Below are 24,828 nucleotides of genomic sequence, written 5' to 3' on the forward strand. Positions count from 1 at the left end.
AGGCACGCGATGACCATCAACCTGAAGATGCCTGACATCCGGGAACTCAAGCCCCGCATCACCGTGTTCGGCTGCGGCGGCGCCGGCGGCAACGCCGTCAACAACATGATCGAGGCCGGCCTGATGGGCGTGGACTTCGTCGTCGCCAACACCGACGCGCAGGCCCTCACCCTCTCCAAGGCCGAGCGCATCATCCAGATGGGCGTTCAGGTCACCGAAGGCCTCGGCGCGGGCTCGCAGCCGGAAGTCGGCCGCGCGGCCGCCGAAGAGGTCATCGACGAGATTCGCGACCACCTCTCCGGCGCGCATATGGCCTTCATCACCGCCGGCATGGGCGGCGGCACCGGCACCGGCGCGGCCCCCGTGGTCGCCCGCGCGGCCCGCGAGGCCGGCATCCTGACCGTCGGCGTCGTGACCAAGCCGTTCCACTTTGAAGGCATGCGCCGGATGAAGACGGCGGAAGCCGGCATCGAGGAGCTGCAGAAGGCGGTCGACACCCTCATCGTCATCCCGAACCAGAACCTGTTCCGGGTCGCGAACGAGCGCACCACCTTCGCCGACGCCTTCGCGATGGCCGATCAGGTGCTCTATTCCGGCGTCGCCTGCATCACCGACCTGATGGTCAAGGAAGGCCTCATCAACCTCGACTTCGCCGACGTCCGCGCGATCATGCGTGAGATGGGCAAGGCGATGATGGGCACGGGCGAAGCTTCTGGCGACAAGCGCGCCGTCCAGGCCGCCGAAGCCGCCATCGCCAACCCGCTGCTCGACGACGTCTCGATGCGCGGCGCCCGCGGTCTGCTGATCTCGATCACCGGCGGCTCGGACCTCACGCTGTACGAAGTCGACGAGGCGGCCACCCGCATCCGCGAGGAAGTCGATTCGGAGGCCAACATCATCCTCGGCGCGACCTTCGACGAGAGCCTCGACGGCATCATCCGCGTGTCGGTCGTCGCGACCGGCATCGACCACATCCTCGAAGCCGGCCAGCAGAGCCCGGCCGAGCAGCGCGTGGCGGAACTCGCCAACCGCATCAAGCAGCAGCAGGCCCCGGCGGCTCGCTCGCCTGAGCCGCAGCCGCTGCCGCAGTTCCGCGCCCCGGCTCCGGCCCCCGAGGCCGAGAACCACTACGACGCGCAGATCGTCGCCGCGATTGAGGACGTCACGATCCGTCAGGCCGCGCCGAAGCAGGCCGTCATGGAGCAGCCGCTCCACGAGGAGGCGCATGCGGAGGAAGACCACGGCGTCGACCAGCCCTTCATCCCGCCGCACGCCGAACGCCCGGCCTCCCGCGCGCCCCGCATGCCGCAGATCGAAGATCTGCCGATGCCGGTCCAGCAGCAGCTCCGCGCGAACCGCGAGCAGGCTGAGGCCGCCGCCGGCGCGCCGGACAAGAAGCGCATGACGCTGCTGCAGCGCCTCGCGAATGGCCTGAGCGGCGGCAAGGAGGAGGGCCAATCGCCCCACGCTCCGCAGCAGCCGATGGCCCACGCCCCGCACCCGCAGGCGCCGCACGCTCCGGCCCCGAACCCCGACATGAACCGTCGCCCCCAAGCGCCGATCCATCGTCCGGCGCAGGGCCAGTTCGACCCACAGGGCCGCGCTCCCGTCTCGCACCCGCGCGGGCTCGAGGATGACCAGCTCGAAATCCCGGCCTTCCTTCGCCGTCAGGCGAACTGAGTCGGGGCTCCACGTCTGACTGAAAACGGGCCCGGATCGCGCCGCCGATCCGGGCCTCATCATTTCCAGCAGATGGACTTGTTTTGATGGTTGTCGGGGAGCGCTCGCTTAGTCTCGGTGAGACGACTTTGGCCGTGCGCGTCCACGCTCCTGTTGAGGTCGGCAGTCACTGGGAGTGCCAGTACGAAATCGACTGGCCCGATGGAGCGACGCTACGGGCCGCTTCCGGCGTCGACGCCCTTCAGGCGCTTCAGTTGACGTTTCAGATGATCGCTCTCGAACTCTACACCAGTCCGTATCATGAGGCAGGCGAACTCAACTGGCCCGGAGCCGGAGGAGGCTATGGCTTTTCCGCGCCCAAAGATCTGAGGGACGTTCTCATCGGCGACGATAAGCGCTTCGATGGCTGAGCTTCAGCAAGGTCGCGGGATAATAGCGGGGTTGGAGGAGATCTGAAGCGGGTGCGCGTCCAACTGTGGGTGGTTAACGCTCCGCGTGGCGTCCCTCCGGCCATTCCGCTATAGACATCGGCTGCGGCGTCTGCATCGTGCGCCCCGTGGATCGGCGAGCCGATCCGACTGATGTTTCGAATCGGATAGCGAGGCTCCCGATGGTCGTGCGTACGCCCTCAACTCAGGCGCTTCCGGGCAGCCGCCGCACGGTTCGCTTCGCCGTGCTGCTCGCAGCCGCATTGCCGATCGCGGGCTGCTCGATGTTCGACAAGAAGGAAGAGGTTGCGCCCGACGAGCCGGCCGACAAGCTCTATGGCGAAGGCCTGGGCGGCATCGAGAAGGGCGACTACGAGGCGGCGAACAAGAAGTTCGCCGAGGTCGACCGCCAGCACCCCTATACGGATTGGGGCCGCAAGGCGGTCCTCATGACCACCTACACGAACTATCGGCGCGGCAAGTACACGGACGCGATCCAGAGCGGCCAGCGCTACGTCCAGCTGCATCCGACGAGCCCCGACGCGGCCTACGCCCAGTATCTCGTCGGCATGTCCTATTACAATCAGGTCCCGGACGTCAGTCGCGACCAGGACACCACCCGCAAGGCGGTCGACGCTTTCGAGGAGCTGGTGCGCCGCTGGCCGAACAGCGAATACGCCGCGACCGCGCGCAACCGCATCAGCGTCGCCCGCGACCAGCTCGCCGGCAAGGAGATGCAGGTCGGCCGCTTCTATCTCTCGCGGCGCGACTACACTGGCGCGATCAACCGCTTCCGTGTCGTCGTCAGCCAGTACCAGCAGACCCGCCACATCGAGGAGGCGCTGCACCGGCTTGTCGAGGCCTATATGGCGCTCGGCATCACCGGTGAGGCGCAGACCGCCGCCGCAATCCTCGGCCATAACTATCCGGACAGCGAGTGGTACAAGGCGAGCTTCGCGCTGATGAACTCCAACGGCCTTAAGCCGCAGGAAAATCAGGACTCCTGGATCAGCCGCGCATTCCGCGGCGTCGTCGGCTGACTTAGAGCCCCGCGCGGGAGGACCCGTGCTCGCACGGCTATCGATCCGTGACATCGTCCTGATCGACCGCCTCGATCTCGATTTTGGCGACGGCCTCTCCGTGCTCACCGGCGAGACAGGCGCCGGCAAGTCGATCGTGCTCGACGCGGTCTCTCTGGCGCTCGGCGGACGGGGCGACGGCGGGCTGGTGCGCGCGGGCGAAGCGCAGGGCCAGGTGACGGCGGTGTTCGACCTCGCGCCGGACCATCCAGCGCGCGCCATCCTGAAAGAGCAGGACATCCCGGACGACGGCGATCTGTTCCTGCGCCGCGTGCAGGCCCGCGACGGGCGCACCCGCGCCTTCATCAACGATCAGCAGGTCAGCGTTCAGGCGCTGAAGACGCTCGGGACCGTTCTGGTCGAGATCCACGGGCAGCATGACGACCGCGCGCTGGTCGATCCCGCAGCTCATCGCACATTGCTCGACGCCTATGGCGGTTTGTGGCCCGAGCGGCTGGCTGTCTCCACGGCTTGGGACCGCCGCCGCGCGACCGCGAAGGCGCTCCGCGAGCATCAGGCGCAGGTCGAAGAGGCCCGCCGCGAGGCCGACTTCCTGCGCCACGCCAGCGAGGAGCTCTCGAAGCTCGCCGCTGAGGCCGGCGAAGAAGAGACACTCGCCGATCGCCGCCAATCCATGATGAAGGCGGAGAAGGCGGCGGAGGATCTCTCCGAGGCCTATGAGGCGATCGCCGGCTCGCGCTCGCCGGCGCACGGCATCGCCGACGCGATCCGCCGGCTGGAGCGCCGCTCCGCAGCGTCGCCCGAGTTGGTCGATCCCGCCATCAAAGCGCTCGACGCGGCTCTGGTCGCGCTCGACGAGGGCGGCGCGCATCTGAAGGCGGCCCTCGACGCCGCGGCGTTCGATCCGCGCGAGCTAGAGCGGATCGAGGAGCGGCTGTTCGCGCTTCGCGCGGCCTCGCGCAAATACGGCGCGCCGGTCGACGATCTCTCCGCGCTCGCCCGCAAATGCGCAAGCGAGCTCGAGGCGCTCGACGCTGGCGAGGCGCGGCTCGCGGCCCTGGCGGAAGAGGCGCAGGCGGCGGAGGCGGCCTATGAGTCCGCATCGGCTGCGCTCAGCGCCGCCCGACGGGCGGCCGCCGCAACGCTCGATGCGGCGGTGATGGACGAACTGCCCGACCTCAAGCTCGAACGCGCGCGCTTCATGACCGACATCGCCGACGAGCCGGCGGCCGCCGGCCCCGAAGGCGTCGATCGCGTCGAGTTCTGGGTCCAGACCAATCCCGGCACGCGCGCCGGTCCGCTCGCGAAGATCGCGTCCGGCGGCGAGCTTTCGCGCTTCATGCTGGCGCTGAAGGTCGCGCTGGCCGACCGCGGCTCGGCGCCGACGCTGGTCTTCGACGAGATCGACACCGGCGTGGGAGGGGCGGTCGCGGACGCCATCGGCGCGCGGCTCGCGAGGCTTGCGCGGCGGGTTCAGGTGCTGTCGGTCACCCACGCGCCGCAGGTCGCCGCGCGCGCCGGCCGCCACTTCCTGATCTCGAAAGGCGCGACGGGAGACGCGTCGAGCGTCGCGACCCGGGTGCAGGCGCTGGACGCCTCCGAGCGGCGCGAGGAGATCGCCCGCATGCTGGCCGGCGCCTCCGTCACGGACGAAGCGCGCGCCGCGGCGAAGCGGCTGATGGAGGGCGCTGCGTGACGAACGATGACGGCGAACTGCCGCCCTCGCTCGAAGATGCGGCCGCCGAGCACAAGAGGCTCGCCGAGGAGATCCGCGGCCACGACAGGCGCTATTACCAGGACGATGCGCCTACGATTTCCGATGGCGAATACGATGCGCTCCGCCGCCGGCTGAACGAGCTCGAGGCGCTGCATCCCGAGCTGAAAACTCCGGACTCTCCAAGCGAGACCGTCGGCGCCGCGCCCTCTGAGGCTTTCGCAAAAGTGCGGCACGCCGTGCCGATGCTGTCGCTCTCCAACGCGTTTTCCGACGACGACGTCGCCGAGTTCGTGGCGCGCGTCCGGCGCTTTCTGGATCTGAAGGCCGACCAGACGCTCAGCGTCGCTGCCGAGCCCAAGATCGACGGGCTCTCCGCCTCGCTCCGCTACGAGAAGGGCCGCTTCGTCCGCGGCGCGACCCGAGGCGACGGCGCGGTCGGCGAGGACGTCACCGCGAACCTCCGCACCATGGGCGACGTGCCGCAGCGGCTGAAGGGCGAAGACGTTCCTGACGTGCTCGAGGTCCGTGGCGAGGTCTATATGAGCCACGCCGACTTCGCGGCGCTCAATGTGCGTCAGGCGGAGGCGGGCAAACCCGTCTTCGCCAACCCGCGCAACGCCGCCGCGGGGAGCCTTCGCCAACTCGATCCCGCGAACACCAGGGCTCGGCCCCTGCGGTTCTTCGCCTATGCCTGGGGCGAGGCGAGCATCGTACCGGCGAAGACGCAAACGGAGATGGTCGGAAACCTCGGCCGCTGGGGCTTTCGCGTGAACGAACTCATGAAGGCGTTCGACACGGTCGAGGATCTCATCGCGCATTATCACGCCATCGAGGCCGAGCGCGCGAACCTCGGCTACGACATCGACGGCGTCGTCTACAAGGTCGAGAGTCTCGCCCTCCAGCGGCGCTTAGGTTTCGTCTCGCGCAGTCCCCGCTGGGCGATCGCGCACAAATTTCCGGCCGAGCAGGCCCAGACCGTGCTCGAGGGCATCGACATTCAGGTCGGCCGCACCGGCTCGCTGACGCCGGTCGCGAAGCTCCGACCCGTCACGGTCGGCGGCGTCGTCGTGCAGAACGCGACGCTCCACAACGAGGACGAGATCGTCCGCAAGGACGTACGCGTCGGCGACACCGTGATCGTCCAGCGCGCCGGCGACGTGATCCCGCAGATCGTGGCCGTGGTCGAGGACAAGCGGCCAAAGGACGCCAGGCCTTACGAGTTCCCGCACGTCTGCCCGGTCTGCGGCAGCCATGCGGCGCGCGACGAGGGCGAGGTCGTCTGGCGCTGCACGGGCGGGCTGACTTGCCGCGCGCAGGCCGTCGAGCGGCTCCGCCACTTCGTGTCGCGCAACGCAATGGACATCGAGGGGCTCGGCGAGAAGCAGATCGAGGCGTTCTACGAGTGGGGCGAGATCCGCGAGCCGGCCGACATCTTCACGGTCAAGGCGCGAGAGGAGGCGAACGGCCTCACCCGGCTGAAGAACCGCGACGGATGGGGCGAGGCTTCGGCGAACAAGCTATTCGCCGCGATCGAGGACGCCCGCACGCGCGAGGTGAACCGCGTGCTCTACGCGCTCGGCATCCGCCACATCGGCGAGATCAACGCCAAGCGGCTGATGCGCCATTACGGGACGGTCGACGCCTTGCGCGAAGCTGCGAAGGTCGCCACGCCCCCTGAAAAGGGCGTGAAAGGCGACAAGGGCAACGAAGCTTGGCGGGAGTTGGTCGACATCGAGGGCATCGGCGCGATCGTGGCGCAGGCTGCGGTCGAGTTCTTCCAGGAGCCGAAGAACGACCCGCCGCTCGACGCGCTGCTCAAGGAGCTGACGCCGTCCCCGATGGAGGCGATCGCGAAAAGTTCGCCGGTGACGGGGAAGACGGTCGTCTTCACCGGCACGCTTGAGCGCATGACCCGCGACGAGGCGAAGGCGATGGCCGAGCGGCTCGGGGCGAAAGTCTCGGGAACGGTGTCGAAGAAGACCGACATCGTCGTCGCCGGACCCGGCGCCGGCTCGAAGCTAACCAAGGCGCAGGAGCTCGGCGTCGAGACCCTGACCGAAGAGGAATGGCTCGCCCGCGTCGGGGATTAGGTGGAACGGGGTTCGGGCCCTGAACGTTGGATGAACAAGATGACAGAAACCCAGTTCCAGATTCTACTGACCCGCCAGCAGCGCGTTCTTGCGGTCCGGGGAGAGACCATCTGATGGGCCGTCTCGTCGTCGTTTCGAACAGGGTTCCCACTCCAACGCCCGGCACGCCGCCTGCAGGCGGGCTTGCAGTTGCGCTCGCAGGCGCGATGCAGGAGCGCGGCGGGATCTGGTTCGGCTGGAGCGGACGCACGCTGCCAGCGACTTCCGCCGCCCAGGAAGAGCCGGAGATGGTCGAACAGGGCCGCGTCACCTATGCGCTCGTCGACCTGACGGAGCGCGATCTCAACGACTATTACGCAGGTTTCTCCAACCGCATGTTGTGGCCGCTGCTGCATTACCGGATGGACCTCGCCGATTTCACCCGCGTGGCGCTCGCGGGCTACTACCGGGTCAATCAGCTGTTCGCACGGCTGCTCGCGCCGAAGGTTGAGCCCGACGATCTGATCTGGGTCCATGACTACCATCTGATCCCGATGGGCGGCGAGCTGCGCGCCAAGGGTCTGACCAACCGACTCGGCTTCTTCCTCCACATCCCGTTCCCGCCGCCGGACATCCTGACCGTGCTGCCGAATCACGCCGACATCGTGCGCGGGCTCGCGGCCTATGACGTCGTGGGCTTCCAGACGCCGAGCGACGTCGAGAATTTCGAGACCTATATCCGCCGCGAGAAGGTGGGCCACCGTCTCTCCGACGGTCGATTCGTCGTGCATGGGCGCGCGATCAAGGTCGGGGCCTATCCCGTCGGGATCGAGACCAAGGCGTTCACGGAGGCTGCGGAGCACGCCGCCAAGAACCCGCTGGTCAAGCGGATGAAGGAGAGTCTGCTTGGTCGACAGCTCATCATCGGCGTCGACCGGCTTGATTATTCCAAGGGCATCGCCGAGCGCATTCAGGCTTACGAGACCTTCCTGACGCTCGACGAGGAGTGGCGCGGCCGCTGCACCTATCTCCAGGTGACGCCGAAATCGCGCGAGGACGTGCCGGAATACGCCGCCATGGAGCGCGAGGTCGCGGAACTCGCGGGCCGGGTGAACGGCGCGCACTCGGATCTCGACTGGACGCCAATCCGCTACGTGAACCGCACCGTCGGCCGCAACGCGCTCGCGGGACTTTACCGGCTTGCACGCGTTGGTCTCGTCACGCCCTTGCGGGACGGAATGAACCTCGTCGCCAAAGAATATGTGGCGGCTCAGGATCCGGCGGATCCGGGCGTCCTGCTGCTGTCGCGCTTCGCCGGCGCCGCCCACGAGCTCGACATCGGAGCGTTGCTGACGAACCCTTACGACGTCGACGGCACCGCCGGAGCGCTTGCCAGGGCGCTTGAAATGCCGCTCGACGAGCGTGTTGACCGCTGGCGACGCATGTATGACCGCATCTCAAAGTTCGACGTCACGGACTGGAGAAAAGCCTTCATCGGCGCGCTTGAGGAGCCGGAACGGACGACGCCGAAGATCGCAGCGGTGCGTTGAGGCTCAGAATTCAAGAAACCGCGCAGGCTGCTCGATCTTGAGCCGTGAAACGGCTGCTTTGTCTCGCCCTGTGTGCTGATCGCACAGCCGCGACGGCGGTCCTCGCCGTGTCGGATCAGAAGGTCCCGTGAATGGCGCGTCGTCGTGGTCGCAACTTCATCGAACGGTTCATCGGCCGCTTTTCCAACTCACTGTCGAGTTCGGCCGGCTTCCTGATCGTCAACGCGATCATGGCGGTCGGCCTGGTTTTGACCTGGCTCGATCTCCTCCACGACGACGTTTACACGCTCGCTCTGTCGATCGCCGCCATCACGATCACCAATGCGGTTCTGGTCGCGCAACGGCGTGACACAGAGGCGGTGCACGCGAAGCTGGACGAGCTCGTCAGGTCCTCCGAGGCCCGGAACCAGGTCATCGGTATCGAGAAGGACGAGTGACGCTTCGGGCGCTCAGCCGCCCGTGGTCGACATATGCCGCGCCACTGCGGGCTTGGCGTTGCGCCGGTCGATGATGAAGTCGTGGCCTTTGGGCTTGCGGGTGATGGCCTCGCGGATCGCCTCGACCAGCAGGTCGTCGTTCGCGCTGGCCCGCAAGGGCTCCCGCAGATCCGCGGCGTCCTCTTGGCCGAGGCACATGTAGAGCGTGCCGGTGCAGGTCACGCGGACGCGGTTGCAGCTCTCGCAGAAATTGTGGGTCATCGGCGTGATGAAGCCGATGCGCCCGCCGGTCTCGGCGACCGAGACGTAACGCGCCGGCCCGCCGGTGCGATAAGGAATGTCGTTCAGCGTCCAGCGCTGGCCAAGGCGGGCTTTCACGAGGCTGAGCGGCAGATACTGGTCGGTGCGATCGCCGTCGATATCGCCGAGCGGCATGGTCTCGATCAGCGAGAGGTCCATGCCCTTGCCATGCGCCCATTCCGCGATCGAGGCGATCTCGTCCTCGTTCACGCCACGCAGCGCGACGGTGTTGATCTTGATCTTGAGGCCGGCCTTCAGCGCGGCGTCGACGCCGGCGAGCACGACAGAGAGGTCGCCGCGGCGGGTGACCTCACGAAACTTGTCCGGGTCCAGCGTGTCGATCGAGACGTTCAGCCGGCGCACGCCCGCGGCGTAGAGCTCTTCAGCGTAGATACCGAGGCGGCTGCCATTGGTAGTGAGCGTCAGCTCCTCCAGTGCGCCTGTCTTGATCTGGCGGCCGAGCGAACGGATCAGCGTCATCAGGTCCCGCCGGACGAGCGGTTCGCCGCCCGTGAGGCGGAGCTTGCGCACGCCGAGCCCGATGAAGGCGGTGCACAGCCGGTCGAGCTCCTCAAGCGTGAGCAGGTCGCGCTTGGGCAGGAAGGTCATGTTTTCCGACATGCAATAGACGCAGCGGAAGTCGCAGCGGTCGGTGACCGACACGCGCAGATAGGAGATCGCGCGCTGGAACGGATCGATCAGCGGAGCGGGGGCGAGAGAAGGAATGGCGTCCATCAGGCGCTTCAGCAGCTTTCGCGTTTCGCGCGGCGCGCCAAAGGTCCGCTTAGCGGGGGCGCTTGCGTCGAAAGGGGTGGTCCGCGACAAGCTAGGCGCCCGGACCCCTTCCGTAAAGGGTCCGGACGCTTCGGGAGGTATGACGATGGCGGATGACGCGACCTGGCCGACCGAGCTCAGGCTGTCGCCGGACGGGCGGACGCTGACCGTCGCCTGGGGGGACGGAACGCGCCACGCGATCACGGCCGAGCTGCTGCGCGTCGAGAGCCCGAGCGCCGAGGTGCAGGGTCATTCGGCCGAGCAGAAGACCGTTGTTCCGGGCAAGCGGAACGTGACGATCCGTGACGTGCAGGAGGTCGGCTCCTACGCGGTGCGCCTGGTGTTCGACGACGGCCACGACACGGGCATCTACACCTGGCCCGCCTTGCGCCGCTTCGGCGAGGAGGGCGACGAGATGTTCCGGGATTACGAGGAGGCGCTGGAGGCGAAGGGCCTCAGGCGCTGAGGCCGGCAGGTCGCCGCCTCGTCAGGGGCGACCACGCCGGCGAGAGCAGCACGAAGGATGTGATCGGCAGCCCGAGCGCGCGAAATGCGAGACAGCGGTGCGCCAGGATGATCGCCGGCGCGGTCACGCGGAGGCGCAGGGGCGTGCTGCGCTGAAACAGCGTACGCCGCAGCGCGCGGTTCGCGACGGTGACGTCCGCGAGCAGCGGCCCGTATCCGGCCGATCCCCAATCGAGGATGGTCGTCCGCCCCGCAGCGTCGATCATGAGGTTTTCGAGCGAAAGATCGCCGTGGCTGAAGGCGCGCCGCGCCATCAGCCGGGGATCGACGGGGGAGGGGCCGATGGTCCTCGATAGCGGACGCCCGATTCCGGCAAGTTCCATGGGGATGCTCAGGCCGGCGATCGTTCGTTGAGCGACGACGAGGGCCTCGAGCGCCTGACGAGCCGAAACGCGGCCCGCGCGCAGAGCGTCCGCGTAAGTCTCGCCCGCGACGCGCTCGCCGATGATCGCGAGCCGCCCGTCGAGGCGGACGATCTCGTCCACCCGCCAGGCCGCCGCCCCAGCCGCGCGTGCGGCGCGGGTTACGTCGAACTCGCGGGCGACGCGACGCAGCTTGCGCGAGCGCCTGAAAATCTTCGCTACGCGGCCATCGCAGAGCGCGTGCACCTCAGACCTGAGGCCGCGGCCGATTCGCGGCCCGAGCTCCGTTACGGCTAGGGTCCGCAGGACCGTCCGTTCATTGGTCGCGACATGCTGGATCAAGGCGCGCGACTTCGAGCGCGAAACGCCTCCGACGTCAAACCCGCGGCGCGATCAGCCTAGTTCGGGACGGCCAGCCTGTCGGCCTCGGCGTCCTTTCGCGAGACCCAGCCGCAGTCGCACATCTTCTGCAGGATCTCTTCCGGCGTCTCAACGACGCCGACGCAGTGAGTCCGGTCCATCGAGCTGGTCAGCATGTCGATCGTCGTCTTGTCGCCGTAACGGCGCATATGCACCGCGAGCGACATGTTCACGAAAATCTCGTGCTTGCCTGGTGTGGTGAGCTGAAGCCATTGCATGGCGGTCCTCCTCGCGCATCTTGTCGTGCCGATGCGTCAACTTGGAAAGCTAGCGCGTCGCCCAAGTCTCGGCCAGCCGAAACCTTGCTGCGCCGCAAGAAGAGCGCGTAGCAATAAGTAGCGCGCCCGGCCGTTTTATCGGAACATCGCGCGCATCCTGGCGCCGATATCGACCCGCGGGAGAGGACCGCGCGCGGCCTCGTTCTCCGCCGATGGCGGCGGCCAGCGCAACTGCTCGAATCGGTCGAGCATGGCCTTCGTGATGAAACGCGTGCGGGCGGCGTAGACGTGGCGGTCGCCATGCGCCCGCTGCTGGTGGGTGAAGAAGCGCTGCGGCAGCAGGATGCGCAGATCATCCTTCGCCCGCGTCATGGCGACGTAGAGGAGCCGCCGCTCTTCCTCGAGGTCGGCGGATGCGCCGACGCCGAGGTCCGAGGGCATGCAGCCGTCGACCCCGTTCAGCACGAACACCGAGCGCCATTCCTGGCCCTTGGCGGAGTGGATGGTGGACAGGATCAGATAATCTTCGTCGCGGGACGGCGGCCCCGCCTCGTCGCTGGTCGCGTCCGGCGGGTCGAGCGTGACTTCGGTCAGGAAGCGCTCGCGCGAGGGATAGCTCGCGGCGATCTGCTCGAGTTGAGCGAGGTCGAGCGCGCGAACGCCTGCATCGTCGTGGATGCGTTCGAGATGCGGCTCGTACCATCGTCGCGCGAGGCCGATCTCCGCCGGCCAGCCGCCCTGACCGTGCGCGATGGCTGCGACGGCCGCGACGAAGCCCGTCCAGTCGGCGCCTGCGCGGGGAGGGGCGGGCTGGGCAAGCAGGGTTTCAAGCGGGGCGGGGGAGGCGACCACGGCGTCGAGGATCTTCGACGCCGATCCCGGCCCGACGCCCGGCAGCAGCTGCGCCGCACGAAAGCCCGCCACGCGGTCGCGTGGGTTCTGGGCGAAGCGCAGGATCGAAAGCAGATCCTTGACGTGCGCGGCGTCGAGAAATTTCAGGCCGCCGAACTTTACGAACGGGATATCGCGCCGGACAAGTTCCAGCTCCAGCGCCGCGCTGTGGTGCGAGGTGCGAAACAGCACGGCCTGCGACTTCAGCGTCGCGCCGGCTTCGCGGTTCTCCAGCACGGAGTCGGCGACATAGCGGGCCTGTTCGGCCTCGTCGCGAATCGAGACGAGGCGCGGCAGCGCGCCATCGCCACGCTCCGAGCGCAAATTCTTGGTGAAGCGCTCCTGGGCGAGCGAGATGACGGCGTTCGCGGCGTCGAGGATCGGGGCAGTCGAGCGATAGTTGCGGTCGAGGGTCACGATCTCGGCGGGAGGCGAGAACGTTTTCGGAAAGTCGAGGATGTTGCGTACTTCCGCCGCCCGAAACGAATAGATCGACTGCGCGTCGTCGCCGACCACCGCAAGGCCGCGCCCGTCGGGCTTGAGGCCGGTCAGGATCGAGGCCTGAAGGCGGTTGGTGTCCTGGTATTCATCGACCATCACGTGGTCGAACAGCGCGCCCATTTCGGCCGCGATCGCGGGCTCCGCCGCCATCTGCGCCCAGTAGAGCAGCAGGTCGTCGTAATCGAGCACGTTCTGGCGCTGCTTGGCCTCGACATAAGCCTGGAACAGCGCCTTCAGCTCCGCCGTCCAGCCGGCGCACCACGGGAAGGCGGCGGCCAGCGCCTGCTCGACTGAGCTCTCGGCGTTCACGGCGCGCGAATAGATCGCGAGGCACGTTCCCTTGGTCGGAAACCGCTTGGGCGCCTTCGAGAGGCCGGCCTCGTGGCGGACGAGGTTCATCAGGTCGCTAGCGTCCTCGCGGTCGAGGATCGTGAACTGCTGGTCTAGCCCGATGGTCTCGGCGTAGCGGCGGATGAGGCGGGCGCCGATCGCATGGAAGGTGCCGGCCCAGGGCAGGCTGTCGGCGATCCCCGCCTTCGGCCCGAGCGCCTTGATCGCAATCCGCTCCGCCCGCCGGGTCATCTCGGCGGCCGCGCGGCGGGAGAAGGTCAGCAGCAGGATGCGGCGCGGGTCGGCGCCGCAGGCGACCAGATGAGCGACACGGTGGGCGAGCGTGTTGGTCTTTCCCGAGCCCGCGCCGGCAATCACCAGCAGCGGCGCTCCGGCCGCGCCCTTCGGCCCGACGCCATGCTCGACCGCACGCCGTTGCTCGGGGTTGAGCGTCTCGAGATAGGCGGCTGCAGGCACGAATCGACGCTCCGGAACGACGGTTCGAGGAGGCGCCATTCACTGTCTGTTCGCAAGGGCGTCAAGTCTGCGTCGCCTCATCCGGGCTTTCGCATGGTGAAGCGGGACGCCGCTCCATCCGGCTCGACAGAGACAATTTCGCCACCGGCCTCCCGCGCGGCGTTCGGGACGTCGATACCGGCGAGAGGATCGTCACTGATCACGACAATTTGCTCTCCCGTCCGAGCGCGGCCGAGCGCGCGCTTCGCCTTGAGCGCCGGGAGCGGACAGCGCAGTCCGCGGAGGTCGAACCCGCAGCCGCGGCTCATCAGCGTCGGTCACGGACAACCCATTGATTGGAAACGTTTTGCAATCGGAGCGACGGTATCTTGCGAAGCGGCATGCTGCGCATGCTAACAGCCTCTGTTAACACGATTTTCTTGCTCGGCGACGACTTGGAATAGTTTGACATTGAAAGCAGGCGAGTCGTAGCCTCATACCCTGAAGCTGGCATGGAGCCGGTTGTCGAGCGCTTCGTCCGATGGAACGCGAGCGCCTATAGGGGAGGATGCATCCCTCATGATCGGCGAATTTTCCCGCCGCCAGTTCCTTCGGACTGCGGGCGCAGGGATCGCCGGGACAACGCTCGGAGCGATGGGCTTTGGCGGCGCTGAACAAGCGCTCGCCCAGGCGGTGCGGCCCTTCAGGCTCGCCCAGACCACCGAGACCCGGAACACCTGCCCGTATTGCTCTGTCGCGTGCGGCATCATCATGTACGGTCTCGGCGACCGTTCCAGGAACACCCAGGCGTCGCTCATCCATATCGAGGGCGACCCGGACCATCCGGTGAACCGAGGCACGCTTTGCCCCAAGGGCGCCGCGCTGCTCGACTTCGTGAAGGCCGACACGCGGCTGAAGCACCCGATGTACCGCAAGCCCGGCTCGGACAAGTTCGAGCGGGTGACGTGGGACTTCGCGCTGGACCGCATCGCGCGCCTCATGAAGGACGACCGCGACGCGAACTTCATCGAGAAGAACAAGGACGGCGTAACCGTCAACCGCTGGACGACGACGGGCTTCCTGGCGGCGTCCGCGACCACGAACGAAACGGCGACGCTGACCTACAAGGTGGTCCGCTCCGCCGGCATGCTGGTGTTCGACAACCAAGCGCGCGTCTGACACGGACCTACGGTGGCGAGTCTCGCCCCTACGTTCGGTCGCGGCGCCATGACGAACACATGGCAGGACATCAAGAACACCGACCTCGTCGTCGTCATGGGCGGCAACGCGGCGGAGGCGCATCCGTGCGGCTTCAAATGGGTGATCGAGGCGAAGGCCAATCGCGGCGCGAAGCTCGTGGTCGTCGACCCGCGCTATACGCGGACCGCGTCGGTCTCAGACTTCTACTGTCCGATCAGGCCGGGCACGGACATCGCCTTCCTCGGCGGCGTCATCAACTATCTGCTGGCGAACGACAAAATTCAGCATGAGTACGTGAAGGCGTTCACCAACGCCTCCTACCTGATCAAGCCCGAGTTCGGCTGGAACGAGGGGCTGTTCACGGGCTACGACGAGACCAAGCGCGGCTACGACACGTCGAGTTGGGACTATCAGCTGGGCGAGGACGGCTTCGCCAAGATCGACGACACGTTGCAGGACCCGCAATGCGTCTACCAGCTCATGAAGAAGCATTTCGCGGTCTACACGCCGGAGATGGTGGAGCGGATCTGCGGTTCGCCTAAGGACAAGTTCCTGAAGGTGGCCGAGATGATGTCGGAGTGCTCCACCCCGACGAAGACCATGACGTCGCTCTACGCGCTTGGATGGACCCAACACTCCAAGGGCGCGCAGAACATCCGCGGCATGGCGATGATCCAGCTCTTGCTGGGCAATATCGGCGTTCGCGGCGGCGGCATGCAGGCTCTGCGCGGCCACTCGAACATCCAGGGCCTGACCGACCTCGGCCTGATGTCCAACCTGATCCCCGGCTACCTTAACATGCCGACGGACAAGGAGAAGGACCTCGGGGCCTACATGTCGACCCGCGGCTTCAAGCCGCTGCGGCCGGGCCAAACCAGCTACTGGCAGAACTACAAGAAGTTTTTCGTCTCGTTCCAGAAGTCGATGTGGGGCGACGCCGCCAAGGTCGAGAACGACTGGGCCTATGACTGGCTGCCGAAGCTCGACGTCACCTACGACGTGCTGCGCGCCTTCGACCTGATGGCGAACGGCAAGATGAACGGGTACTTCTGCCAGGGGTTCAACCCGCTGATGACCTTCCCGGACAGGGGCAAGATCACCAAGGCGCTGTCGAAGCTCAAATTCCTGGTGACGATGGACCCGCTGGAGACGGAGACCTCGCGCTTCTGGGAGAACCACGGCGAATATAACGAGGTTAAGTCGGCCGACATCCAGACCGAGGTGTTCCAGCTCCCGACGAGCTGCTTCGCCGAGGACGAGGGCTCGCTGGTTAATTCGAGCCGCTGGCTGCAGTGGCACTGGCCGGCGGTGAAGCCGCCGGGCGAGGCGAAGCTCGACACCGAGATCATGGCGCAGATCTATCTGCGGCTGAAGGCGATGTACCAGGAGGAGGGCGGCAAGCTCCCCGACCCGATCGTCAACCTGCGCTGGCCCTACGCCAATCCGGAGGACCCGACGCCTGAAGAGCTCGCGAAGGAGATGAACGGCGCCGCGCTCGCCGACGTCACCGATCCGACCGACCCGACCAAGATTCTTGTCGCTAAGGGCAAGCAGCTCGACACCTTCGCCCAGCTCAAGGACGACGGTTCGACCTTCTCGTTCTGCTGGATCTACGCCGGCTGCTTCACCGAGTCCGGCAACCAGATGGCGCGCCGCGACGTCTCCGATCCCGGGGACGCGGGCCTTGCGCCGAAATGGGCGTGGGCGTGGCCGGTCAACCGGCGCATCCTCTACAACCGCGCCTCGTCCGACGTGAACGGCAAGCCGTGGGATCCCTCGCGCAAGCTCGTCTACTGGACGGGCGAGAAGTGGGGCGGGTTCGACGTGCCCGATTACGGTCCGACCATCAGGCCGGAACAGTCCGTCGGGCCGTTCATCATGAACCCGGAAGGGGTCGCGCGACTGTTCAGTCGCGGGATGATGCGCGACGGGCCGTTCCCGAGCCATTACGAGCCGTTCGAGTCGCCGGTCGCGAACGTCATCGCTCCGAAGATCCGCGGCAATCCCGCCGCGCGCATCTTCAAGGACGATCTCGTCGCGCTCGGAACGCCCGACAAATACCCGTACGTCGCGACGAGCTACCGCCTGACCGAGCACTTCCACCAGTGGACCAAGCATGTCTGGGTCAACGCGGTGCTGCAGCCCGAATTCTTCGTCGAGATCTCCGAGCAGCTCGCGAAGGAGAAGGGCATCGATAAGGGCGGCTGGGTCCGGGTCTGGTCGAACCGCGGCTCGGTGAAGGCCAAGGCCGTCGTCACGAAGCGCATCAAGCCGCTGATGGTCGACGGAAAGCCGGTTCACGTCGTCGGCATTCCCCAGCACTGGGGCTTCATGGGCAAGACGAAGAAGGGCTTTCACCCGAACTCGCTGACCCCGTTCGTCGGCGATGCGAACATCGAGACGCCCGAATACAAGGCGTTCCTCGTCAACATCGAGGCGATCGCCTCGGGTCCCGTGGCGTGAGGGAGGGCTGAACCATGTCTAGCTACCAGTCCCTCGACATCAAGCGGCGCTCGGCGACGGAGTTCACGCCGCCGGCCATCCGCTCCACGGGCCTCGAGGTCGCCAAGCTCATCGACGTCTCGAAGTGCATCGGCTGCAAGGCCTGCCAGTCGGCATGCCTGGAGTGGAACAATTTGAAAGAGGACGTCGGCGTCAATGTCGGCGTCTACGACAACCCGCACGACCTGACGCCGCACAGCTGGACGCTGATGCGGTTCAGCGAGTGGGACAATCCCGACACCGGGAACATGGAATGGCTGATCCGCAAGGACGGCTGCATGCACTGCGAGGATCCGGGCTGCCTCAAGGCGTGCCCGGCCCCCGGCGCGATCGTTCAGTACACGAACGGCATCGTCGACTTCATCTCGGAGAACTGCATCGGCTGCGCCTATTGCGTGAAGGGCTGCCCCTTCAACATCCCGCGCATCTCCGCCGTCGACCGCAAATCCTACAAATGCACGCTTTGCTCCGACCGTGTGGCGGTGGGGCAAGGGCCGGCCTGCGCCAAGGCCTGCCCGACGGCTGCGATCATGTTCGGCTCGAAGACGGACATGCAAGAACAGGCGGCGCGGCGCGTCGAGGACCTGAAGTCGCGCGGCTACGCCAATGCCGGCCTGTACGATCCGGCCGGCGTGGGCGGCACGCACGTGATGTACGTGCTGCACCACGCCGACAAGCCGGAAATCTACCACGGTCTCCCGAACGACCCGAAGATCAGCCCGCTCGTGAACGCCTGGAAGGGCGGGGCGAAGCTGCTCGCCCTCGGGGCGATCGCCTTCGCGGCGGTCGGGGCCTTCTTCCACCACACCGTGGTCGGCCCCAACAAGGTGTCGCCGACTGATGAGGAGAATGCGGCTGATCTGGTGGAGGAGGCCGAGAACGGCTCGCCTCAGCCCGAACCGACGAGGGCAGGCTGATGGCGATCGACGTCGAACGCACCTCCGTCCGTCCGCTCGTCGAGCATACGGTGATCGACCGCTACCACGCCAAGGCGCGGGTGAACCACTGGGTGACGGCCATCACCTTCACCCTCCTCACTTTGAGCGGCCTCGCGCTCTTCCACCCCGGGCTCTACTGGCTCACCGCGTTCTTCGGCGGCGGGTCGGGCACGCGGGCGATCCATCCTTGGTTCGGCGTGGTGCTGCTGATGAGCTTCTCGCTGCTCTTCATCCAGTTCTGGAAGCACAACTTCTGGAACCGTGACGACACGCAGTGGGTGAAGCAGATCGACGATGTCGTGAAGGGCGACGAGGAGCACTTGCCAGAACTCGACAAATACAACGCCGGCCAGAAGATCGTGTTCTGGCTGATGGCGCTGTTCATCCTGATCCTGTTCTGCACCGGCCTGGTGATCTGGGACCAGTACTTCCACGGAATCGTCACGATCGAGACCAACCGCTTGGCCGCGCTGGTGCACTCAGCGATCGCGATCTGCGCGATCCTGCTGCTGATCGTGCACGTCTATGCCGGTATCTGGGTGAAGGGCTCGGTGCGCAGCATGACGCAGGGCAACGTCACGGGCGGCTGGGCCTGGCGGCACCATCGCAAATGGCTGCGGCGCGAAGTCAGAGGCGCGGAGCCCGGCGGGAGCACCGAGGGTTGAAAACAAAGAACGGCGGCGGGGATTTCTTCCCGGCCGCCGTTCTTAGTCAGTCTATGTCGGACGGCTCAGAGGCCGCCGAGGCCGTAACGGTGCGCCTCGTAGGTGGCGCGGCCGGACTTTTCGAGGTTCGCGACGATGTCGCGGAAGAGGTTCGCGAGGGTGTCGAACAGGCTGGACTTCGAGGCGGCCTGGAAGAAGAGAGCGGTCATGACGTGCACCTTGGATGCGGCGGCTTGGGACCACCGTGTTTCGTGTCTGGTATGTGGCATACCAGAGGTACGCGCAGAACTCGGCTTCTGGCATGCCAGATTTGCGAAAACCGCATCGCGACGTTCAGAATTTCTTAGCACTCGCCTAAAGTAGCACCTATCATTGATTCAACTGCGTTTTTCCTGAAATTCTTGCCTTCGATAGCCGCTGCCTGCCGCCGACCATTCATGATCCGCGGCGCCGCAGCCGCCGGACGAAGCGTGGCGTATCCGCGCACGCGCCAACGCGTTAAGCTTCCAACACATCGCATGCGGAGCCGTCTCCTGGTCGATTTCTCGTCCATCTCGCCCCAGCCCGACATCATCGGCGGCGTATCGGAGCCCGACTTCGCGGTCGCCCCGAAGCCCGAAACGATGTTCGCCGTCCGGGCCATGCGCTTCCGCTCGCTCGCGGAAGGCCATCCGCTCGGCGATTATCTCAGCTTCCTCGGCCGGCTCTGTGATGCGCAGCACGCGATCCAGCAGGGCTTGGCGCTGCCCGAGAGTCCGGACGAAGCCGCGCTGGAGCGCTCGGCTGAATTCGGCATGCCCCCGGTCGATCGCGCCCGCATCGAGCTCGGCGCGCTGCTCGACGAGACCTTCCTGCGCCTGCTCGCCGACATGGAGACCGTCGCCGCGCCCGCGCAGACTATGGCGGCCCGCGCCCGGCTCGCGGCCGATCCGGCGCTTCGCCGGACGGTGCTCGCCGAAGCTCTGGAAAATTCCGCGTCGGTCGACGCGCTCGCCGAGCATGTCTTCGCCGCGGCGGCGCTGCAGGTTCATTTCGCACGACTCGCGGCCGCAGTCGGGGCTTCGCGGCTTGTTCCGGTCGGCGCGGGGGCCTGCCCGTGCTGCGGCGGCGCGCCGGTCTCGAGCCTGCTGGTCAGCTGGTCGGCCACCCACGGCTCACGCTACGTCGCCTGCGGCCTTTGCGGCACGCTCTGGAATCAGGTCCGCGTGCGCTGCGTGATCTGCGAGAGCACCAAGGGCATCGCCTATTACGCGCTGAGCGAAGAGGGCGAAGCGGTCGAAGCAAAGCCAGCGAAGCGGCGCGAGGACGAGGCGACCGCCAAGGCCGAAACGTGCGACGCCTGCAAGAGCTACCTCAAGATCTTCTACCAGACGCTTGATCCGCAGGCGGATCCGGTCGCCGACGACGTCGCGACGCTTGGCCTCGACCTCAAGGTCCGGGAGGGCGGCTGGGGCCGCGCCGCTTTCAATCCCTTCCTTCTCGGCTATTGATGGTTCCCACGCGTTTCCGCGAGGGCCGAGGAGCCGTGACCGACGCGAGCTTGATCGAGCGCAAGGCGCAGTTGCCGTCCGTCGACCGCGTGATGGCGACCGATGCCGCGCGGGTGGCCGCCGAGACCTATGGCCGGACCGCTGCGGTTGCGAGCGTCCGTGCGAGCCTCGATGAGATTCGCCCGGCATGGCTCGCGGGCGCATCCGTTGATGTCGCGCCGGAGCGGATCGCGGCGGCCGCGACGCTTCGGCTCGAGGGCGCGGAGCAGCCCAGCCAGCGGCGCGTGATCAATCTCACCGGCACGGTGCTGCACACCAATCTCGGCCGCGCCCTCTTGGCGGAGGAGGCGATCGCCGCCGTCACCGCCGCGATGCGCAGCCCAACCGCGCTCGAGTTTAATATTGCGAGCGGGCAAAGGGGCGAGCGCGACGACCATGTGCGCGGTCTGCTGCGGGAACTTACCGGCGCGGAGGATGCGGTCGTCATCAACAACAACGCTGCCGCCGTTCTACTAACGCTGAATTCGCTGAGTGAGGGGCGCGAGACCATCGTCTCGCGCGGCGAGTTGATCGAGATCGGAGGCTCGTTCCGGCTGCCCTCCATCATGGCGCGCGCCGGCGCGAAGCTCGTCGAGGTCGGCACGACCAACCGCACCCATCTCTCGGACTATGCGGAAGCCGCCGGCCCCGACACCGCGCTGATGATGAAGGTGCATCCCTCGAACTACCGGATCGAGGGCTTCACCAAGGAGGTTTCCGCGCGCTCGCTTTCGCCACTCGCGCGCGAAAAGGGCGTGCCGCTCGTCGACGATCTCGGCTCAGGCGTCCTGGTCGATCTCTCCAACCACGGCCTCGCCCGCGAACGCACGGTTCAGGAGGCGGTGGCCGACGGCGCGGACCTCGTCACATTTTCCGGCGACAAGCTGCTCGGCGGTCCGCAGGCTGGGCTCGTCGTCGGCCGGGCCGATCTCGTGAAGCGGCTCGCCAAAAATCACCTCAAGCGCGCGTTGCGCCTCGACAAGCTCCGCCTCGCCGCTCTCGAGGCCACTCTCAAGCTCTATCGTGACCCGGACCGGCTCGCCGGCCGCCTGCCGACGCTCGCTTTGCTGACGCGGCCGCCGGAAGCGCTGAAGGCGCAGGCCGCGCGGCTGCTGCCCGCGCTCGCGCGCGCCGTAGGCGCCGATTACGAAACGGCGGTCACGGACACGCGAAGCCAGATCGGCTCCGGCGCGCTGCCGCTGGAGACGATCCCGAGCGGCGGCTTCGCCATACGCGCGCTCTTGGGGGGATCGTCCGCGCTGATCGCGCTCGCAGCCGCGTTCCGGGCGCTGAGCGTTCCGGTCATCGGCCGCATCGCGGAGGATCGCCTGGTTCTAGACCTCCGCGCGCTTGATGACGAAGCGGTCTTCGTCGCGGCGCTCGACGAGATGACGCGCGCGAGGGCCGCGACTTGAGCTGGTTCGGCAAGTTCTTCGGCGACAAGCCGGAATCCGAGGAGGAGCAGGACGCGGCCGATGTCGAGGCGCTGCTCGATTCCGCCTATTCCGCCGCGGAGAGGGGAGACTACGAGAGCGCGATCGCGATGTGGAGCGAACTTGCGGAAGCCGGCGTGCCGCGTGCGCAGAGCAATCTCGGCGCCTGCTATGCGGAAGGGTTCGGCGTCCTGCGCGACCTTGAGGTTGCCGCGTCGTGGTTCGCACGCGCGGCGGAGGCGGGCGACGCCGTCGGCCAGCGCAATCTGGCGGCGCTGCACTTCAAGGGCGAGGGCGGCGCGCAGCAGGATGACGCCACGGCCTACGCGCTCTACCTCGCGGCGGCGGAAGCTGGCGACGCGGCGGCGCAGGACATGCTGAGCTGGATGCTGTTGGAGGGGCATGGCGTGGAGCCCGATCCCATCGAATCCCGCCGCTGGGCGCTCGCCGCCGCCGAACGGGAGGTCGCGACTTCGATGACGCGGCTCGGCCTGATCGCGCACAACGCGCTCGGCATGGAGCGCGACCCGGAGGAAGCCGCGCGCTGGTGGTACGAGGCGGCGCGCCGGGGCGATCCAGACGGTCAGGCGATGCTCGGCGCGGCGCTGCATATGGGCGGAGGCGTCGAGAAGGACGACCGCGCCGCGCTCGTCTGGCTCACGCGCGCGGAGGATGGCGGCAGCCTGCTCTCCGCGCCGTTCCTCGGCGCCGTCAGGGGCGCGCTCGACGAAGAGCAGATCGCCCAGGCCGAGGCGATTGCCCGCAAGCCTCTGGTCGAGGAGGCTGAGGAGCCGGGAGCCGCGCAGTGATCGTCGGCACGGCCGGCCACATCGATCACGGCAAGTCGGCGCTGGTGCGCCGGTTGACGGGGGTCGATCCGGACCGGCTCAAGGAAGAGAAGGCCCGCGGCGTCTCGATCGACCTCGGCTTCGCCTACCTCCCCCGGCCGGACGGCGCGACGCTGGGCTTCGTCGACGTGCCCGGGCACGAGCGGTTCGTCCGCCACATGCTGGCCGGCGCGAGCGCGATCGACTTCGTGCTGCTCGTCGTCGCGGCGGATGACGGGCCGATGCCGCAGACCCGCGAACATCTCGCGATTCTCGACATGCTGGGCGTCTCCCGCGGGCTCGTGGTGATGACGAAGAGCGATCTCGCCGACGCCGAGCGCCGCGCCACCGTCGAGGCCGAGATCTCGGAGCTGACGCGCGGCGCCGCGCTCGAAGGCGCCGACGTGCTGCCGTTCTCCTCGATTACGGGGGAAGGCGAGGGCGAACTGCTCGAACGGCTCGACGCCGAGCGCGCCCGGTTCATCCGCCCTGCGCAGACCGGCCGTTTCCGGCTCGCCATCGATCGCTGCTTCACGCTCACCGGCGCCGGCGTTGTGGTCACTGGCGCCGTGCGCGACGGCGTGGTGCGGGTCGGCGATCAGATCGTGGTCTCGCCCTCAGGAATCACGGCGCGAGTGCGCGGCATCCATGCCCAGAATCGGCCGGCGGAGGAGGGCCGTCCCGGCGAGCGCTGCGCGCTGAATCTCGCCGGACCCGGCGTCTCGAAGGAGGCGATCCGGCGCGGCGACGTGGCGCTCGATCCTCATCTGCACGCGCCGACGGACAGGATCGACGTCGAGCTCCGGGTGCTCGCCTCCGAACCGAAGGCCCTCGCCGCTTGGGCGCCGCTGCGGCTGCATTGCGGCTCTGCCGAGCTCGCCGCCCGGCTGGTCCCGATCGAAGGCGATGCGATCAGGCCGGGCGAGATGGCGCGCGCGCAGCTCGTGCTGGAAAAGCCGATCGCGGCAGTCGCGCTCGATCGTTTCGTCCTTCGCGATGGAGCCGGGGGCCGCACCATTGCGGGCGGCCGCATCCTCGATCTGCGCGCTCCTGCGCGAAAGCGCCGGTCGCCGGAGCGGCGCGCCCAGCTCGATGCGCTGGCGATCTCCGATCATGGCGAGGCGTTGCGGGCCTTAATGGCCGTGCCGCCTCACGCGGTCGAGCTCGACGCCTTCTTCCGCGACCGCAACGTCGCGCCGGATGCGCAAGGGGCGATCGTCGCCAGGCTCGGCCTCGTTCGCCTTGCTCGGGGAACTGCGGCGCTCAGCGCCGCGACCTGGGCGGCGTTCGGCCAAGCCATCGCCGCCGCGCTCGCCCTCCACCATGCCGAAAACCCGGACCTGCAGGGGATCGGCGCGGAGCGGCTGCGGCTCTCGATCGAGCCCGTGCTGCCGGGCCGTGTGTTCCTCGCAGGCCTCGCGACCCTGCAGAAATCCGGCGCGATCGCGGTCGAGGGCGCGTGGATAAGGCTGCCCGGCCACGAGGCGCGGCTTGCGGAGGGTGATGAGGCGCTGTGGGCTGACATCGCGCCGCGGCTCGGCGGCGAAACCCGCTTCCGCCCGCCGCGCGTGCGCGACCTCGCGACCGAGACCGGAGAGGATGAGGCTGACGTTCGCCGCGTCCTCAAGCTGCTCGGCCGTCTTGGCCGGGTCGACGAGATCGCCCACGACCATTTTTTCCTGCGCGAGGTGACCGCCGAGATGGTCGCCACCGCCGAAGACGCCGCGCTCGCGGATCCCGGCGCCGTGGTGACGGCCGCGCGCTTCCGCGACAGGCTGGACAACGGTCGCAAGGTGGCGATCCAGATCCTCGAATTCTTCGACCGCCACGGCGTCACCATCCGGCGCGGCGACGAGCGGCGCATGAACAAAGCGAGGCGCAACCTCTTCCGCCGCGCCGACGTCACGGCGGGGATCGGCGCCGAGGAGGACGCTTGATAGGTGCGACGATACGTGATGCGTGCTTCGAGACGCTCGTAAACGCGGGCTCCACAGCATGAGGAGCGTTTGAGCCATCTCAACCCTCCTCTGCTGAGG

At 67.4% G+C, this 24,828-nt stretch carries 21 protein-coding genes; 15 read left to right on the plus strand and 6 right to left on the minus strand.

Features of this window, described 5'->3' with window-relative positions; translation table 11 throughout:
* Positions 1 to 9: 9 nt before the first annotated feature.
* From ftsZ to EYR15_RS15350, 7 genes are all read left to right on the plus strand, one after another.
* Positions 10 to 1,680: a cell division protein FtsZ gene (ftsZ, locus tag EYR15_RS15320; RefSeq protein WP_131004442.1), complete on the plus strand. Its 1,671-nt coding sequence runs from the start codon at positions 10 to 12 to the stop codon at positions 1,678 to 1,680.
* A gap of 86 nt (positions 1,681 to 1,766) precedes the next feature.
* Entirely contained in the window at positions 1,767 to 2,090 is a 324-nt protein-coding gene (locus EYR15_RS15325) for a DUF6968 family protein (RefSeq protein ID WP_131004443.1), read from the plus strand.
* Positions 2,091 to 2,290: 200 nt separating this feature from the next.
* Complete coding sequence (locus EYR15_RS15330) at positions 2,291 to 3,148, plus strand: outer membrane protein assembly factor BamD (protein WP_131004444.1); 858 nt, start codon at positions 2,291 to 2,293, stop codon at positions 3,146 to 3,148.
* A gap of 25 nt (positions 3,149 to 3,173) precedes the next feature.
* On the plus strand, positions 3,174 to 4,844 hold the full coding sequence (recN, locus tag EYR15_RS15335; protein ID WP_131004445.1) for a DNA repair protein RecN: 1,671 nt from the start codon (positions 3,174 to 3,176) through the stop codon (positions 4,842 to 4,844).
* Positions 4,841 to 6,955, plus strand: coding sequence for an NAD-dependent DNA ligase LigA (gene ligA, locus EYR15_RS15340; protein ID WP_131004446.1), 2,115 nt, complete (start codon positions 4,841 to 4,843; stop codon positions 6,953 to 6,955). Before recN ends, ligA begins: the two co-directional genes overlap by 4 nt.
* Before the next feature lie 113 nt (positions 6,956 to 7,068).
* The gene (gene otsA, locus EYR15_RS15345; protein ID WP_131004447.1) at positions 7,069 to 8,484 is read left to right on the plus strand and encodes an alpha,alpha-trehalose-phosphate synthase (UDP-forming); all 1,416 of its coding nucleotides are present in this window, start codon (positions 7,069 to 7,071) and stop codon (positions 8,482 to 8,484) included.
* A 131-nt stretch (positions 8,485 to 8,615) separates the two neighbouring features.
* Complete coding sequence (locus tag EYR15_RS15350; protein WP_131004448.1) at positions 8,616 to 8,921, plus strand: low affinity iron permease family protein; 306 nt, start codon at positions 8,616 to 8,618, stop codon at positions 8,919 to 8,921.
* 12 nt (positions 8,922 to 8,933) lie between these two features.
* Here the strand turns inward: EYR15_RS15350 and moaA are convergent, their stop codons facing one another.
* A complete protein-coding gene (gene moaA, locus EYR15_RS15355) occupies positions 8,934 to 9,956 on the minus strand; it encodes a GTP 3',8-cyclase MoaA (RefSeq protein WP_131004449.1) in 1,023 nt (340 codons plus the stop codon).
* A gap of 145 nt (positions 9,957 to 10,101) precedes the next feature.
* Between moaA and EYR15_RS15360 the strand changes: the two genes are divergently transcribed.
* Positions 10,102 to 10,461 (plus strand): gamma-butyrobetaine hydroxylase family protein, encoded by a 360-nt coding sequence (locus EYR15_RS15360; RefSeq protein ID WP_131004450.1) that lies wholly within the window; start codon positions 10,102 to 10,104, stop codon positions 10,459 to 10,461.
* Here EYR15_RS15360 and EYR15_RS15365 read toward each other — a convergent pair.
* The 4 genes from EYR15_RS15365 to EYR15_RS15380 form a co-directional block, all read right to left on the minus strand.
* Positions 10,451 to 11,224, minus strand: coding sequence for a phosphotransferase (locus EYR15_RS15365; protein WP_131004451.1), 774 nt, complete (start codon positions 11,222 to 11,224; stop codon positions 10,451 to 10,453). The genes EYR15_RS15360 and EYR15_RS15365 overlap by 11 nt on opposite strands.
* A gap of 56 nt (positions 11,225 to 11,280) precedes the next feature.
* The gene (locus EYR15_RS15370; RefSeq protein WP_131004452.1) at positions 11,281 to 11,520 is read right to left on the minus strand and encodes a hypothetical protein; all 240 of its coding nucleotides are present in this window, start codon (positions 11,518 to 11,520) and stop codon (positions 11,281 to 11,283) included.
* Between the two features lie 135 nt (positions 11,521 to 11,655).
* Positions 11,656 to 13,719 carry an ATP-dependent helicase gene (locus tag EYR15_RS15375; RefSeq protein ID WP_245498348.1) on the minus strand — a complete coding sequence of 688 codons (2,064 nt, stop codon included), beginning with the start codon at positions 13,717 to 13,719 and terminating at the stop codon, positions 11,656 to 11,658.
* A gap of 77 nt (positions 13,720 to 13,796) precedes the next feature.
* Entirely contained in the window at positions 13,797 to 14,027 is a 231-nt protein-coding gene (locus tag EYR15_RS15380) for a sulfurtransferase TusA family protein (protein WP_131004454.1), read from the minus strand.
* A 250-nt stretch (positions 14,028 to 14,277) separates the two neighbouring features.
* Here EYR15_RS15380 and fdnG point away from each other — a divergent pair, with 250 nt between their 5' ends.
* Genes fdnG through EYR15_RS15400 form a run of 3 tightly spaced genes read left to right on the plus strand, consistent with a single transcriptional unit; the run spans position 14,278 to position 19,003 of the window.
* Complete coding sequence (gene fdnG, locus EYR15_RS15390; RefSeq protein WP_165455519.1) at positions 14,278 to 17,361, plus strand: formate dehydrogenase-N subunit alpha; 3,084 nt, start codon at positions 14,278 to 14,280, stop codon at positions 17,359 to 17,361.
* Positions 17,362 to 17,375: 14 nt separating this feature from the next.
* Entirely contained in the window at positions 17,376 to 18,317 is a 942-nt protein-coding gene (fdxH, locus tag EYR15_RS15395; RefSeq protein WP_131004457.1) for a formate dehydrogenase subunit beta, read from the plus strand.
* The gene (locus EYR15_RS15400) at positions 18,317 to 19,003 is read left to right on the plus strand and encodes a formate dehydrogenase subunit gamma (RefSeq protein ID WP_131004458.1); all 687 of its coding nucleotides are present in this window, start codon (positions 18,317 to 18,319) and stop codon (positions 19,001 to 19,003) included. Before fdxH ends, EYR15_RS15400 begins: the two co-directional genes overlap by 1 nt.
* Before the next feature lie 65 nt (positions 19,004 to 19,068).
* On the opposite strand, the gene EYR15_RS17025 is transcribed toward EYR15_RS15400, so the two are convergent.
* Positions 19,069 to 19,212: a hypothetical protein gene (locus EYR15_RS17025; RefSeq protein ID WP_165455520.1), complete on the minus strand. Its 144-nt coding sequence runs from the start codon at positions 19,210 to 19,212 to the stop codon at positions 19,069 to 19,071.
* A gap of 309 nt (positions 19,213 to 19,521) precedes the next feature.
* Here EYR15_RS17025 and fdhE point away from each other — a divergent pair, with 309 nt between their 5' ends.
* Genes fdhE through selB form a run of 4 tightly spaced genes read left to right on the plus strand, consistent with a single transcriptional unit; the run spans position 19,522 to position 24,729 of the window.
* Positions 19,522 to 20,493: a formate dehydrogenase accessory protein FdhE gene (gene fdhE / locus EYR15_RS15405; protein ID WP_131004459.1), complete on the plus strand. Its 972-nt coding sequence runs from the start codon at positions 19,522 to 19,524 to the stop codon at positions 20,491 to 20,493.
* A 35-nt stretch (positions 20,494 to 20,528) separates the two neighbouring features.
* Entirely contained in the window at positions 20,529 to 21,947 is a 1,419-nt protein-coding gene (selA, locus tag EYR15_RS15410) for an L-seryl-tRNA(Sec) selenium transferase (RefSeq protein ID WP_280987352.1), read from the plus strand.
* Positions 21,944 to 22,774 (plus strand): tetratricopeptide repeat protein, encoded by an 831-nt coding sequence (locus EYR15_RS15415; protein ID WP_245498349.1) that lies wholly within the window; start codon positions 21,944 to 21,946, stop codon positions 22,772 to 22,774. Before selA ends, EYR15_RS15415 begins: the two co-directional genes overlap by 4 nt.
* A complete protein-coding gene (gene selB / locus EYR15_RS15420) occupies positions 22,771 to 24,729 on the plus strand; it encodes a selenocysteine-specific translation elongation factor (protein ID WP_131004461.1) in 1,959 nt (652 codons plus the stop codon). Before EYR15_RS15415 ends, selB begins: the two co-directional genes overlap by 4 nt.
* Positions 24,730 to 24,828 lie beyond the last annotated feature (99 nt).

Source organism: Hansschlegelia quercus, assembly GCF_004310425.1.
Classification (GTDB): Bacteria; Pseudomonadota; Alphaproteobacteria; order Rhizobiales; family Methylopilaceae; genus Methylopila; species Methylopila quercus.